Annotated in this window: 14 protein-coding genes; 10 read left to right on the top strand and 4 right to left on the bottom strand. The window is 57.7% G+C overall.

Annotated elements, in window-relative coordinates:
• The 3 genes from ACR0I1_RS08680 to ACR0I1_RS08670 all read right to left on the bottom strand — a co-directional run bounded on the left by ACR0I1_RS08680 (nucleotide 1) and on the right by ACR0I1_RS08670 (nucleotide 3,663).
• Nucleotides 1–1,518, bottom strand: a complete 1,518-nt coding sequence (locus ACR0I1_RS08680; RefSeq protein ID WP_480705932.1) for a malonate--CoA ligase — start codon at nucleotides 1,516–1,518, stop codon at nucleotides 1–3.
• Between the two features lie 78 nt (nucleotides 1,519–1,596).
• Complete coding sequence (locus tag ACR0I1_RS08675) at nucleotides 1,597–2,301, bottom strand: UTRA domain-containing protein (RefSeq protein ID WP_480705930.1); 705 nt, start codon at nucleotides 2,299–2,301, stop codon at nucleotides 1,597–1,599.
• Between the two features lie 6 nt (nucleotides 2,302–2,307).
• Nucleotides 2,308–3,663 (bottom strand): formimidoylglutamate deiminase, encoded by a 1,356-nt coding sequence (locus ACR0I1_RS08670; RefSeq protein WP_480705929.1) that lies wholly within the window; start codon nucleotides 3,661–3,663, stop codon nucleotides 2,308–2,310.
• A gap of 81 nt (nucleotides 3,664–3,744) precedes the next feature.
• On the opposite strand from ACR0I1_RS08670, the gene hutI reads away from it, so the two are divergent.
• The 8 genes from hutI to ACR0I1_RS08630 all read left to right on the top strand — a co-directional run bounded on the left by hutI (nucleotide 3,745) and on the right by ACR0I1_RS08630 (nucleotide 11,032).
• A complete protein-coding gene (gene hutI, locus ACR0I1_RS08665) occupies nucleotides 3,745–4,950 on the top strand; it encodes an imidazolonepropionase (protein WP_480705927.1) in 1,206 nt (401 codons plus the stop codon).
• Nucleotides 4,947–6,482, top strand: a complete 1,536-nt coding sequence (hutH, locus tag ACR0I1_RS08660; protein WP_480705925.1) for a histidine ammonia-lyase — start codon at nucleotides 4,947–4,949, stop codon at nucleotides 6,480–6,482. Before hutI ends, hutH begins: the two co-directional genes overlap by 4 nt.
• Entirely contained in the window at nucleotides 6,482–7,273 is a 792-nt protein-coding gene (gene hutG, locus ACR0I1_RS08655; RefSeq protein WP_480705923.1) for an N-formylglutamate deformylase, read from the top strand. Before hutH ends, hutG begins: the two co-directional genes overlap by 1 nt.
• Nucleotide 7,274: 1 nt before the next feature.
• On the top strand, nucleotides 7,275–8,957 hold the full coding sequence (gene hutU / locus ACR0I1_RS08650) for a urocanate hydratase (protein WP_010440659.1): 1,683 nt from the start codon (nucleotides 7,275–7,277) through the stop codon (nucleotides 8,955–8,957).
• Between the two features lie 68 nt (nucleotides 8,958–9,025).
• A complete protein-coding gene (gene serB / locus ACR0I1_RS08645) occupies nucleotides 9,026–9,904 on the top strand; it encodes a phosphoserine phosphatase SerB (protein WP_170399090.1) in 879 nt (292 codons plus the stop codon).
• A 39-nt stretch (nucleotides 9,905–9,943) separates the two neighbouring features.
• Complete coding sequence (locus ACR0I1_RS08640) at nucleotides 9,944–10,273, top strand: metalloregulator ArsR/SmtB family transcription factor (RefSeq protein WP_170508994.1); 330 nt, start codon at nucleotides 9,944–9,946, stop codon at nucleotides 10,271–10,273.
• Nucleotides 10,261–10,689, top strand: a complete 429-nt coding sequence (locus ACR0I1_RS08635; protein ID WP_170399086.1) for an SRPBCC family protein — start codon at nucleotides 10,261–10,263, stop codon at nucleotides 10,687–10,689. The genes ACR0I1_RS08640 and ACR0I1_RS08635 overlap by 13 nt, the downstream gene beginning before the upstream one ends.
• A gap of 22 nt (nucleotides 10,690–10,711) precedes the next feature.
• The gene (locus ACR0I1_RS08630; protein ID WP_480705921.1) at nucleotides 10,712–11,032 is read left to right on the top strand and encodes a YciI family protein; all 321 of its coding nucleotides are present in this window, start codon (nucleotides 10,712–10,714) and stop codon (nucleotides 11,030–11,032) included.
• Nucleotides 11,033–11,035: 3 nt separating this feature from the next.
• Here the strand turns inward: ACR0I1_RS08630 and ACR0I1_RS08625 are convergent, their stop codons facing one another.
• Nucleotides 11,036–12,034 carry an asparaginase gene (locus ACR0I1_RS08625; protein ID WP_170399080.1) on the bottom strand — a complete coding sequence of 333 codons (999 nt, stop codon included), beginning with the start codon at nucleotides 12,032–12,034 and terminating at the stop codon, nucleotides 11,036–11,038.
• A gap of 179 nt (nucleotides 12,035–12,213) precedes the next feature.
• Between ACR0I1_RS08625 and ACR0I1_RS08620 the strand changes: the two genes are divergently transcribed.
• Both ACR0I1_RS08620 and ACR0I1_RS08615 read left to right on the top strand, forming a co-directional pair.
• A complete protein-coding gene (locus ACR0I1_RS08620) occupies nucleotides 12,214–12,747 on the top strand; it encodes an invasion associated locus B family protein (RefSeq protein ID WP_170399079.1) in 534 nt (177 codons plus the stop codon).
• 176 nt (nucleotides 12,748–12,923) lie between these two features.
• Nucleotides 12,924–13,094 carry a hypothetical protein gene (locus ACR0I1_RS08615; protein ID WP_170399076.1) on the top strand — a complete coding sequence of 57 codons (171 nt, stop codon included), beginning with the start codon at nucleotides 12,924–12,926 and terminating at the stop codon, nucleotides 13,092–13,094.
• Nucleotides 13,095–13,105 lie beyond the last annotated feature (11 nt).

Raw genomic sequence — 13,105 nt, 5'->3', positions numbered from 1 at the left:
TCAGGTCTTGGTGAAAAGGTCTTTGCAGCGGTCACGCAGGATGTTCTTTTGCACCTTGCCCATTGTGTTGCGGGGGAGCTCGTCCAGCAAGATCAACTGGCGGGGATGTTTGAACCGGGCAAGCGCGTCCCGAACCGCACCCATGATGGCCTCGATATCTGGCGTGTGACCGGGGGTAGGGACCAGAATGCCAACCGGGGTTTCTCCGAAATCCGGATGCGGGACGCCAATTACCGCGCTTTCCAGCACGCCGGGTTGTTCGTCTAGCAGCAGCTCGATCTCTTTGGGGTAGATATTATACCCGCCCGAGATGATCAGGTCTTTGCCACGCCCGACGATATGGACATAGCCATCTTCATCGATCCGCCCCAGATCACCGGTGATGAAGAACCCGTCTTCGCGCAGTTCTGCGGCGGTTTTGTCGGGCATTTGCCAGTAGCCCTGAAACACATTGGGACCGCGTACCTCGATGATGCCGATCTCACCATCTGCTAGGGTTTGACCTGTTTTGGGGTCTGTGACCTTCAGTTCAACATCCGGCAGGGGAAATCCGACCGTTCCCGCCCGGCGTTCGCCGTCATAGGGGTTAGAAGTGTTCATGTTCGTCTCGGTCATGCCATAGCGTTCCAGAATGCGATGACCTGTACGGTCTTCAAATTGAACGTGGGTATCTGCCAGCAAAGGCGCTGAACCTGAGATGAACAGCCGCATATCCTGAGTCAGATCTTGGGCGAAGCGGTCGTCGCTTAGCAGGCGGGTGTAAAACGTCGGCACCCCCATCATCGCCGTTGCCTGTGGCATCAGGCGTAACATATCTTCCAAGTCGAACTTCGGCAGAAATATCATCGACCCGCCCGATGCGAGGACGACATTTGTCGCAACAAACAGTCCATGCGTGTGAAAGATAGGCAGCGCGTGCAACAGCACGTCATCATCTGTGAATCGCCATTCCTGCACAAGGGTCTCCGCGTTCGACAGCAGATTCGCCTGCGTCAGCATTGCCCCTTTCGAACGCCCCGTCGTGCCTGAAGTATATAGAAACGCAGCCAGATCATCTTCTGATCGGTGGGCCGGCTGAAAGGCCGGAAGCATGCCTAGGGCGCGTCGCATCAGGCTGCCTGAACCGTCGGCGTTCAGCGTTTCAAGCCGGGCATTGTTCTTTTGCACGATCTCGGCAAGCCCTGCCTCGTTTGCCTCATCGCACACCACCAGTGAGGCTCCGCTGTTTTCGATGAAATAGCTTAGCTCTTGCGTCGTATAGCCCGTATTGAGAGGTAGAAAGATCAGCCCCGCTTGGACACAGGCGGCATAAAGCGCCAGTGCCTCAACGGATTTCTCCACCTGCACCGCCACGCGGTCGCCCGGTTCCATTTCCAGTCCTGTCATGGTGTTGGCCAGACGGGCTGCCGTGTCCAGAAACGTGGCATGGGTCAAAGTCTGACCATCCGGAAGGTGCAAAAATGGCGTATCCTTGCCTGCATGGATGCCCAGCAAACGATCATAAAGCGGGTTGCCCATCCCGATATCCTTTCCAGCAGACGCGCACATTCTGCAGCAAATCTGTCGTGGAATTGGGGAAGCGTAAAGCCCGGACAATCAGAACTCGGTTGTCATCCGATATCCGGCCGCAAAATACATCTTGGCAAACGTTACCGGCTGACCCTGCAGCCATGTGATACGCTCGGCAGTAAAAACGGGTTCACCCTCGGGAACGTCCAGAAATCCGGCCAAAGTGGTATCTGCGCGGCTGGCCAGAAAGGTCAACTCGACATTGGTGAACGGGACTGTTTGCACCAGCCAGTCATTGGGTCCGACGCTAGTGAAATCTGCCTGCGTGACCTGAGGTACGCTGTCTATCACGATCCAGCGGTCTTCGAACTGAAACGGTGAATTGCCGGAGAAATGCATACATCGCACGTGCATCACACTTTGATCAGCACGTAGGGCCAACCGGGCCGCCAGCCAGTCTGGGGTGATTTGCGTTTCACATGACACAAGAGCGTAGCGATAGGTTCCGCCCGCCGCTTCGATTTCATCTCGGACCAGTGGAATTTTGAAGCGCGCCTGTCGCTGCGGTGCGCTAAGGACCCGGGTGCCTGCCTTTCGGCGCCGTTCAAGAAACCCTTCATCCGCCAGTTCCCGCAGAGCTCTGTTGACTGTGGTGCGGGTGCACGAAAACTCGACCGCTAATTCTTGCTCATTGGGAAGCAGAGCGTCGGGCTGCAAATCGCCCGAGCGGATGCGGCGCAGGACGGTTTGCTTAATGTCTTTGTAGCTGGTTGTGTCGCTGGTTTGGGTCATATCAGATCAGATGTCTTCCAAAAGGTCATTCATCGCGGCACGGTAATTGTTCAGGATCGCATCGCGGGCGATATGCCGCCCGCCGCGCACCTGATGTCGCCCGGCAGACCAAAGGTCGGTCACTGTTCCGTCAGGCGCGGCAAAGCTCAGGCCGTCAATCAATTGATCGTCGCGCAAAGTACACAGGGTGGGGTGACTTCGATCGATCGCAACCAGATCGGCCAGATGACCTATTGCGATCTCTCCGGCGTCGCGCCCCAGCGCCTGTGCGCCACCGCGGGCGGCTCCGGTATACAGCGTTTGACCGACCGAGCCTTCGCCACGTACCAGCACAGTGCGGGCCTTGTCGCGCAGACGTTGAGAATACTCCAGCGTACGCAATTCCTCGGGCAGTGAAATGCGCACATTCGAGTCTGAACCGACACCAAAGACACCGCCCTGCTCGATGTAGACGGCACCATTGAAAATACCATCCCCCAGATTGGCCTCTGTGATCGGGCACAGACCGGCCACAGCCCCGGATCGGGCAAGAGCTCGGGTTTCATCGTCTGTCATATGAGTGGCATGGATCAGGCACCATCGTTCGTTCACATCCACGTTGCTCAGCAGCCAATCTACCGGTCGTTGACCCAGAGCGGCTTCTACATCCGTGACCTCCTTCTCTTGTTCAGAGATGTGGATGTGCACCGGGCCTCGTGGGGTAGCGTTCAGCACTTGCCGTAGATCATCAGGCGAGGTCGCACGCAGAGAGTGCGGCGCGATGCCGATCTGGCTGTCTGCATAAGGCATCAGCGGCTTACAGTCCTCGACAAGCTGCAGGAACCTTTCCACCTCATTGCCGAACCGCAATTGACCACCGGTCAGAGGCTCTTGCGCGACGCCGCCATAGGTGTAGAGCACTGGTAGATGTGTCAATCCAATCCCGGTTTGGCTGGCTGCCGAGAAGATGCGCTGACTCAGCTCAGACAACTGCGCATAAGGCGTGCCGCCGGGTTGGTGGTGGACGTAGTGGAATTCCCCGACCGCAGCATACCCGGCTTCCTGCATTTCCATATATACCAATGCGGCAATGGACTCGATCTGTGCAGGAGTGAGGCGGTCCAGAAATCGGTACATCAAGGTACGCCAGGTCCAGAAGCTTTCGCGCCCTGCTACGCGCGTTTCGGTCATGCCCGCCATGGCGCGTTGAAAGGCATGGCTGTGCAGGTTCGCCAAAGCGGGCAGCAACACGTCGACCCGAGTGTCTTCGGGTTTTGGCTCGGTCCCTGATTTCAGCGCAGCGATCCGACCGTCCTCGATTTCGACTCGTAGGTTGTGCACCCACTCAGAGCCTAACAGGGCCGTTTTAGCATGAACCGTCATCGTAATTCCATTTTGTGTAGACTTTATATATTTAGCCGTATACGAAAAAATCAAGCGCAGGGGGAGCCCAAAAGAATCGCCATGACGAAAAAAACTGTTCTTCGTAGCAAACATTTAGCCACCATGGGGGGCGACCAACCCTATGGGATGATCGACGATGGTGCGATTGCCATCGATGGGTCGGAAATCGTTTGGGTTGGCGCTCGGCCGGCAATGCCGCCGTCATATGCCGAGTGGCCGCAGAACGACTATGGTGACCGCTTGATCACGCCTGCTCTGATTGACGCTCATACTCATGTTGTGTTTGGCGGCAACCGCGCGGTTGAGTTCGAAATGCGCCTGAAGGGCGCGACCTACGAAGAAATTGCCCGCGCGGGTGGAGGCATCCTGTCGACCGTACACGGCACGCGGGCAGCAACAGAAGAAGAGCTGCTTGCAGGCGCGCTTTCGCGCGTGGACGCATTGCTGGCCGAAGGTGTGTCCTGCATCGAGGTGAAGTCGGGTTATGGGCTCGATGCCGAAACCGAACTGCGTATGTTGCGCGCGGCGCGCCGTATTGCGCGGGAGCGCCCTATTCGGGTCAATACCAGTTTTCTTGGCGCACATGCCGTTCCGCCAGAATATGCGGGTCGGGATGACGCCTATATTGACGAGGTCTGCATTCCGACACTGCGCGCGGCCCATGCCGAAGGGCTGGTGGACGCGGTGGATGGGTTCTGCGAAGGCATTGCATTTGATCCCACACAGATCGAACGGGTTTTTGTTGTCGCGCAAGAGCTTGGCCTACCGGTGAAGCTGCATGCTGAGCAACTTTCGAATCTAGGTGGGGCTAAGCTGGCGGCAGCTTACGGAGCGCTATCCGCTGATCATATCGAATATTTGGACGCCGACGGCGTTACCGCCATGGCTGGGGCCGGAACGGTCGCGGTCCTGCTGCCCGGCGCGTTTTATACGCTGCATGAAACGCAAGCTCCGCCGATTGAATTGTTGCGCCAGAAGAATGTTCCCATGGCACTGGCGACCGATTGCAATCCGGGGTCCTCACCCCTGACTTCTCTGCTGCTAACAATGAACATGGGGTGCACTTTGTTTCGCATGACGCCTGAAGAAGCATTGGCAGGTGTTACCCACGTCGCGGCCCGCGCTTTGGGTCTGGATGATACCGGCGTGATCGCGCCCGGATTGCGCGCTGATCTGGCCGTCTGGGATGCTACTCACCCTGCAGAACTGTCCTATCGCATCGGTTTCAACCCTCTGCATAAACGTATTTTTGGAGGTCTGGAATGACACCTCTGTTGCTTGTCCCCGGTCAGGTTTCGCTGGATCAGCTTGCCCAGATCTACTGGACCGAAGCCGCCATTTCGCTTGACGCCACCTGCCAACCCAAGGTTGAGGTCGCTGCTGCCCGCATTGCGCAGGCTGCCGAAGGGACCGAGCCCGTCTATGGCGTCAACACCGGCTTTGGCAAACTGGCGAGTCACAAGATTGCGGCCAAAGATACCTCAACCCTGCAGCGCAACCTGATCCTCAGCCATTGTTGCGGGGTGGGTCCGGCAGTGCCGCGTCGTCTGGCGCGGCTGATGATGTCACTGAAGTTGCTGTCATTCGGCCGAGGTGCTTCGGGTGTCCGCTGGGAACTTGTCGAATTGCTGCAACAGATGCTGGCGTGTGGTGTGACACCTGTGATCCCGGCACAGGGTTCGGTCGGCGCGTCTGGCGATCTTGCGCCACTGGCCCATATGACCGCTGTGGTGATCGGTGAGGGCGAGGCAGAGGTGAACGGTGTTGTTATGCCGGGTGCAGAGGCTCTGAAAACAGCTGGGCTAGAGCCGATTCAACTTGGTCCAAAGGAGGGCCTTGCGTTCATCAACGGGACGCAATTTTCGACTGCCTTTGCTCTGGCCGGATTGTTCGAAGGTTGGCGTTCAGCACAAAATGCGCTGGTGATTTCGGCGGCTTCAACTGATGCGATCATGGGATCCACCGCCCCTCTGCAACCCGAGATTCACACGCTGCGCGGGCATCGTGGGCAGATTGAAGCGGCGGCGGCGATGCGGGCCACTCTGGAGGGCTCTGAGATCCGCGAAAGTCACCGTGATGGGGATACGCGAGTGCAGGATCCATATTGCATCCGCTGCCAACCACAGGTGACCGGCGCAGCGATGGATGTGATCCGGCAGGCGTCCGCAACTCTTGTAACTGAGGCCAACGCGGCCACTGATAATCCGCTGGTTCTGACCGATCCGGATGCAATTGTTTCGGGCGGGAATTTCCACGCCGAGCCGGTAGGCTTTGCCGCCGATATGATTGCTTTGGCCCTGTCAGAGATCGGGGCGATCGCACAGCGTCGGATCGCATTAATGGTCGACCCGGCGCTTAGCTTTGATCTGCCGCCCTTCCTGACGCCCGAGCCGGGGCTGAACTCGGGTCTGATGATCGCCGAGGTCACGACGGCTGCGTTGATGAGCGAGAACAAACATCTGGCCAACCCATGTGTGACCGACAGCACACCTACATCGGCCAATCAGGAAGACCACGTCTCGATGGCGGCGCACGGGGCGCGGCGTTTAGGCCGGATGGTTGATAATTTGAACTATATTCTGGGGATCGAACTGCTCTGCGCCGCGCAAGGCATCGAGTTCCGCGCACCTCTTGCGACCAGCAAAGCGCTGACCAGCGTGGTTGGGCGTTTGCGCGACGATATCCCGTCGCTTGGCGATGATCGCTATCTGGCGCCTGAATTGGAAACCGCGAAGTCCCTAGTCGAAAGCGGAACTATTTTGCAGGCAGCTGCAATGCCCATGCCGGAGCTGTCGTGATGCAGGTTTTCAGTGTTCAGCGTGGCGATGGGCCCATCGTGCTGGGACAGCCGCATGGCGGCACGTATGTGCCCGACGACATTGCTGCGCGACTGAATGCGAATGGGCAGGTTCTGGCGGATACGGATTGGCATATCAATCAGCTCTACGATGGGCTCATTGCCAACGCGACGGTCGTGCAATCCCATATCCACCGCTATGTCATTGACGCTAATCGAGACCCTGCGGGTGTATCATTGTATCCTGGGCAGAACACAACAACTCTGGTGCCGTTGACCGATTTCGACGGTCAGCCGATCTGGGCCGAGGGGCAGGAGCCCTCAATCGATGAGATCGAGGTACGTCGAACCGCCTACCACGCGCCCTACCACAACGCGCTTGAGCAAGAGCTTGAAAGGGTGCGGGCAATACACGGGGTTGCGATCCTGTTTGACTGCCACTCGATCCGCAGCAAGATTCCGTTCCTCTTTGAAGGCACCCTGCCGGATATGAACATCGGCACGGATGGTGGCGCGACCTGTGCCCCCGGCATTGAGGCCGCGGCCTATGAATTTTCGCATTCCTCCCCTTACAGCACCGTCCTGAACGGGCGATTCCGAGGGGGTTGGACGACCCGCCACTATGGCCGTCCTGATGAAGGCCAACACGCGATCCAGATGGAGCTGGCGCAATCTACCTATCTGTCCGCCGAAACCCCTCCGTGGGCGTTTGACGAGGCGAAAGCCAAGCGCCTGCGTCGCTGGTTGGTGGATATTCTCGACGCCATCCAAGACACTGCATTGGAGCTTTGACATGACCGATCCTCGCAAGAATACCCGCGATATCTATCCGCCCACCGGCCCCGAACTGAACGCAAAAAGCTGGGTGACCGAGGCGCCCTTGCGGATGATGATGAACAACCTGCACCCGGACGTGGCCGAAAACCCGCACGAACTGGTGGTTTATGGCGGCATCGGTCGCGCGGCGCGGACATGGAACGATTTCGACCGGATCGTCGCAGGGCTGAAAGATCTGGAAGAGGATGAAACCCTGATCGTCCAGTCGGGCAAACCGGTGGCGATCATCCGCACCCATAAGGATGCGCCTCGAGTTCTGATCGCCAACTCAAACATCGTGCCTCATTGGGCCAATTGGGATCACTTCAACGAGCTCGATAAGAAGGGGCTGATGATGTACGGCCAGATGACGGCCGGTTCGTGGATCTATATCGGTACGCAGGGCATCGTACAGGGCACCTATGAAACCTTTGCCGAGGCTGGCCGTCAGCACTATGGCGGCGACTTGACTGGCAAGTGGATTCTGACTGGCGGTCTGGGCGGCATGGGTGGCGCACAGCCTTTGGCGGCAGTGTTCGCCGGGGCCAGTTGTTTGGCGGTCGAGTGCAATCCGGATTCTATCGATTTCCGCCTGCGCACCAAGTATCTGGACGAAAAAGCCGAGACTCTCGACGAAGCGCTTGAGATGATCGACCGCTGGACCAAGGCGGGCGAGGCGAAATCTGTGGGTCTGCTAGGCAATGCGGCTGAGGTGTTCCCCGAAATTTATGCGCGGATGCAGGCCGGTGGCATGCGCCCCGATATCGTCACTGACCAAACCAGCGCCCATGACCCGATCAATGGGTATCTGCCGATTGGCTGGAGCATGGCGCAGTGGAAGGACAAGCGCGAAACTGATCCTAAAGCGGTTGAAAAGGCCGCCCGTGCCTCGATGAAACAGCATGTCGCTGCAATGGTCGATTTCTGGAACGCGGGCGTTCCGACGCTGGATTACGGCAACAACATCCGTCAGGTGGCGCAGGATGAAGGCTTGGAGAATGCCTTTGCCTTCCCCGGCTTTGTGCCCGCCTATATCCGGCCGCTGTTCTGCAAGGGCATCGGCCCGTTCCGCTGGTGTGCATTGTCGGGTGACCCCGAGGATATCTACAAGACCGACGCCAAGATGAAGGAGCTGTTCCCCGAGAACGAGCATCTGCATCGTTGGCTGGATATGGCGCAGGAACGCATTGCGTTTCAGGGTCTGCCCGCACGTATATGCTGGATCGGCCTTGGAGATCGCCACCGCGCGGGGTTGGCCTTCAACGAAATGGTTGCCAATGGCGAGTTGAAAGCGCCTGTTGTCATTGGGCGTGATCATTTGGACTCGGGCTCGGTCGCCAGCCCGAACCGCGAGACCGAGGCGATGCTGGACGGCTCGGACGCGGTGTCGGATTGGCCGCTGTTGAACGCTCTGATCAATACGGCCAGCGGTGCGACCTGGGTCTCGCTGCATCACGGCGGCGGCGTTGGTATGGGCTTCAGCCAGCACGCGGGTGTGGTGATCTGTGCAGATGGTACCGAAGATGCCGCACGGCGATTGGAGCGTGTTCTGTGGAACGATCCCGCCTCGGGGGTCTGGCGCCACGCGGATGCGGGGTATGAGATCGCCAAGGACTGCGCCCGCGAACATGGGCTGCGCCTGCCTGGTATTCTCGGTTAGATCAATCTGCCTCTGGTGAAAATGCTGCACCTGCGATATCCCGCAGGTGCGCTAATCGGAGGCCTGATATGTATGTAGCTACTCTGCTGACCAACCCTGCGGCCCCTTCTTTAGAGGCGACGTTGGTTGAGTCGTTGCGGAATGCATGGGGCGGGGGTGATGCGAACTGGCTGAGCCTCGATGAGGCGGCCGAGTTTTCCCTGCCAGAAATTCCCGACAATCGCTGGGACGTTTGGGGCGAGTTGCAAGAGATGGGCGTGGACCTGGTCGTGCAAAAAGCTGACGGTCGCCGGAAAAAGATGCTGCTGGCCGATATGGACAGCACTATGATCCAACAGGAATGCATCGATGAACTGGCGGATGAGGCTGGTGTCGGTGATCGGGTCAAGGACATCACCGCGCGAGCAATGAACGGCGAGCTGGATTTCGAAGGTGCGCTGACTGAGCGTGTGGGCTTATTGAAAGGGCTGGATGAAAGCGTGATCGGCAAGGTTCTGAATGAACGGATCACGCTGATGCCCGGCGGCAAGGCGTTACTTGCCACGATGCGCGCGAATGGGGTCTATGCAGCGCTGGTCTCGGGTGGGTTCACGGCTTTTACGGCTAAGGTCGCCGAAGAGCTTGGGTTTGATGAGAACCGGGCGAATACATTGCTGGCTGAGGATGGCAAGCTTACCGGTGACGTGAAGCGGCCCATTCTTGGGCGACAGGCCAAAATAGAGGCTTTGGAGCAGATCACAACACGCCTAGGTATCTCCGAGGTTGACGTGATTGCCGTTGGCGATGGAGCGAATGATCTGGGAATGTTGGGTCGGGCGGGGACGGGTGTCGCGTTGCACGCCAAGCCTTCGGTCGCTGCCGAATGTGATGTCCGCATAAATCACGGCGATCTGACAGCGTTGTTGTATCTGCAGGGCTATGGCAGGTCAGAATTTCAAGGCCTCTAAGGGGCTTCCTTTAATTTAACTATTGTGTTAAATATAGCCATGAATACGCTTCTGGTCACATTCTCCGCTTTGTCTGATGCCACTCGGTTCTCGATTGTCGAGCAACTGATGGACGAAGGCGAACTGCCCGTCGGTAATTTGATAGAAGGCAAGGGCATGTCAGGGGCCGCGATCTCGCGCCATTTGAAGGTTTTGCGCGCGGCCGGGTTGGTGCAGCAGCGGGTACACGGCACGCAACGGATGTACTCGGTGCAGCCCGAGGGTCTGCGCGCGATAGCCGAATGGACGATTTCGAAACGGCAGTTCTGGGAAAGCAGCCTCGACCGTTTGGAAGAGCTTATTGAAAGGGAAAATTCATGGCCGACCTGAAACTGGAACGAGATTTTCCCGTTAGTCCCGAGGTCCTGTTCGCATGGGTCAGTGATGGTGCGAAACTTCTGCAGTGGTGGGGGCCCGAAGGGTTGCATGTACCGGAACATGATCTCGACTTTTCGCGCATTGGTCCGTGGTATTCGGTTATGCAGAATGGCGAGGGTCAGCAGTTCAAGGTCTCGGGTCACGTTACCCATATCGATCGACCAAAATCTGTTGGATTTACGTGGGCTTGGCATGACGATCAGGACCAGCGCGGTGCGGAAAGCCATGTGACCTTTTCGGTTACCGCGACCAACAGCGGATCACGGCTGGTGGTTGATCACCGTGAACTTGTCGATGCCGAGTCGGCCACGAACCACAACGAAGGCTGGACATCGTCGCTGCGCAAACTCGAAGCACTTTGCAAATAGGTTTTCATCAGGGAGGAGCGATATGCCCCAATATTTGTTTGTTTATCACGGGGGTCACACCCCAACCGATCCCGCCGAGATCGAGGCGACCATGGCCGCTTGGGGCGCTTGGTTTCAGGAAATCGGCGGCTCATTAGAGAATCCGGGAAATCCTGTAGGCCAGTCCTACACGGTCAGCAGTGGTGGGATCGAAGACAATGGTGGTGCAAACCCGGCCTCGGGTTTCACGGTGGTCAAGGCTGATAGCATTGACGCCGCAACCGAGATGGCCAAGGGTTGCCCGATGGTTGTGAACGGCTCGGGTTCGGTCGAGGTGGCCGAGGTCCACGAGATCGAGATGTAATCCTCAGCCGGGGAAGCCCGGTGCAGGTTTGATAGCGCCGCATTCCAGCCCACGACGGCTGTATTGCGTGGCGTTCATGAATTTGCGAGTGGCCGGGTGATCGGCCTCTAGCACATCTAAATGCACTAGAATCGCGGCGATGGCGCATTCGCTGGCGCGGGTAGTGCCGTCAGTGATTTTTAGCGCAACGCCCATGCGCTTTTCCGGGATGATGGCAACAAAGACGGCCTCGGCCCCTGTCTTGATTGCAACGCGCCCGTTCATCGCTCGCATCAACTCGGTACAAGCGCGAGTTTCACCTGCGACAAGTTCGGGATGTTTCACCATTGCTTCTGTGAGCTGTACCGCTGCTTCGCTGGAGCGGTCCGAACGGTCTGCCGCAGAGGCAAACCAGGCCATTGATCGCGCAAGTCCCGCCAGAGACGTCGCAAAATTCGGCGCCGAGCACCCGTCGATTCCGTAGGTGGGACTGGTTTCGCTTGTGGTTTCTTCGATGGCAGACAGGCAGGCCTGCTGAACAGGATGATCTATTTCCAAGTATTCCGGCCCGGCCCCCATATGCTGCGTCAAAGTCAGGAAACCGCAATGCTTGCCTGAGCAATTGTTGTGAATCTGGCAAGGCGTGTCATCTGCCAGTATCAGCCCGTCACGGGCCGCCATGTCGGCAGGTTCCTGCGGGCCGCAGCGCAGATCGGGCTCGGACAGGCCGAGGTGATCGAGCCATGCGGACACGCGGTCAGTATGGATATGCGCCCCGTTATGTGAAGCACAGGCCAAGGCCAGATGTTCGCTGTTCAAACCGTATTTTGCAGCTGCTCCCGAGGTGATCAGCGGCAGGGCCTGGATCATTTTGGCCGAGGAACGGGGATAGATCACCGCGTTTGGATCACCCCAGCTGCGCACGATCTGACCACTATCGTCACAGATCACTGCATGGCCCATATGCAGGCTTTCCAACAGTGACCCGCGCCAGAGTTCTGTCATTGGTACGGCTTGTGTCATGTCCACCCCATCAATCATGCGCAAAAATCTGCCAATCGCCCTTTCGCCTGTGGCGAAACCTGCGTTAGTGTGTGTATGTCGACAATCATCGGAATACGCAACTGAACAGACGAACCGGCAGAGTTCGCACGTATTTCCGATGGGTATGAGGTAATAGGTCGGGCTAGGAGGCTGAACCGATGGGATTAAAGCTCGTCCGCGTAATCGCGGGCCTGTGCATGGCAGGAATGGCGACAACGGCAATTGCGCAGCAGGCGACCAGTACCAATCGCGTCGCTGCAAAAACGGACTGGAGCGTGTTTGTCGAGGACGACCCAACCGAATGCTGGAGCGTTTCTGCCCCGAAAGAGACCGTGAACACACGCGGTGGCCGGGTCGTTTCCGTTCGGCGCAGCGATATCCTGCTGTTTGTGTTCTATCGCCCGAATGCCGAGGTTAAAGGGCAGGTGACCTTTACCGGCGGCTATCCGTTTGCGTCTGGTTCTACTGTCAATTTGGTTGTCGATGGCAGCGAGTTCGAGCTGTTCACCGATGGTGAGTGGGCATGGCCTGCGACCGCCTCGGATGATGCCAAGATCGTCACAGCGATGAAGCGTGGAAGTGAGGCGGTGCTGACCGCCCGTTCGGAACGTGGTACGCAGACCAAGGACACTTTCTCGTTGCTGGGCTTTACGGCCGCGATTGAAGACGCGGAAACGCGCTGCACGAACTAAGCCACAAGCAGATCAAATTCCGAAACCCCGCTTTCCGGCGGGGTTTTATTTTTTTGGTCCGATCCTGTGTGTTTTCAGAAATTTACGCTACGTAGAGCGGTGTTTCTTGATCCGTGTCAAAGCCTGCGTCCCCGTTTTCTGAACTAATTAGTTCAGAATTTGTTGAGGAGTCGGCAATGAACTTAAGCAAAAACCTGGCAGTGCTCTTGATGGCGTCTGCGGTGATCCTTGCAGGTTGTGAGAAAGGATCGGAAACCTATCCGATAACGGGTGAGCAATGTGGTCCGGAAGATCCCGTAAAGACCCTGGATGCAGAAGATTGCTACATCCCGCCCGCAGTAAACTAACAACAGTGGGC

The sequence above is a fragment of the Ruegeria sp. B11 genome, assembly GCF_056539785.1.
This window is presented reverse-complemented; position numbering and strand designations above follow the sequence as displayed.

What these genes read in the sequence shown, in the direction of transcription:
- ACR0I1_RS08670 (WP_480705929.1), bottom strand. Translation starts at nt 3,663, where the DNA reads ATGACGGTTCATGCTAAAACGGCCCTGTTAGGCTCTGAGTGGGTGCAC.
- ACR0I1_RS08620 (WP_170399079.1), top strand. Translation starts at nt 12,214, where the DNA reads ATGGGATTAAAGCTCGTCCGCGTAATCGCGGGCCTGTGCATGGCAGGA.
- ACR0I1_RS08635 (WP_170399086.1), top strand. Translation starts at nt 10,261, where the DNA reads ATGGCCGACCTGAAACTGGAACGAGATTTTCCCGTTAGTCCCGAGGTC.
- ACR0I1_RS08625 (WP_170399080.1), bottom strand. Translation starts at nt 12,034, where the DNA reads ATGACACAAGCCGTACCAATGACAGAACTCTGGCGCGGGTCACTGTTG.
- hutH (WP_480705925.1), top strand. Translation starts at nt 4,947, where the DNA reads ATGACACCTCTGTTGCTTGTCCCCGGTCAGGTTTCGCTGGATCAGCTT.
- ACR0I1_RS08630 (WP_480705921.1), top strand. Translation starts at nt 10,712, where the DNA reads ATGCCCCAATATTTGTTTGTTTATCACGGGGGTCACACCCCAACCGAT.
- ACR0I1_RS08640 (WP_170508994.1), top strand. Translation starts at nt 9,944, where the DNA reads ATGAATACGCTTCTGGTCACATTCTCCGCTTTGTCTGATGCCACTCGG.
- ACR0I1_RS08615 (WP_170399076.1), top strand. Translation starts at nt 12,924, where the DNA reads ATGAACTTAAGCAAAAACCTGGCAGTGCTCTTGATGGCGTCTGCGGTG.
- ACR0I1_RS08680 (WP_480705932.1), bottom strand. Translation starts at nt 1,518, where the DNA reads ATGGGCAACCCGCTTTATGATCGTTTGCTGGGCATCCATGCAGGCAAG.
- serB (WP_170399090.1), top strand. Translation starts at nt 9,026, where the DNA reads ATGTATGTAGCTACTCTGCTGACCAACCCTGCGGCCCCTTCTTTAGAG.
- hutU (WP_010440659.1), top strand. Translation starts at nt 7,275, where the DNA reads ATGACCGATCCTCGCAAGAATACCCGCGATATCTATCCGCCCACCGGC.
- hutI (WP_480705927.1), top strand. Translation starts at nt 3,745, where the DNA reads ATGACGAAAAAAACTGTTCTTCGTAGCAAACATTTAGCCACCATGGGG.
- hutG (WP_480705923.1), top strand. Translation starts at nt 6,482, where the DNA reads ATGCAGGTTTTCAGTGTTCAGCGTGGCGATGGGCCCATCGTGCTGGGA.
- ACR0I1_RS08675 (WP_480705930.1), bottom strand. Translation starts at nt 2,301, where the DNA reads ATGACCCAAACCAGCGACACAACCAGCTACAAAGACATTAAGCAAACC.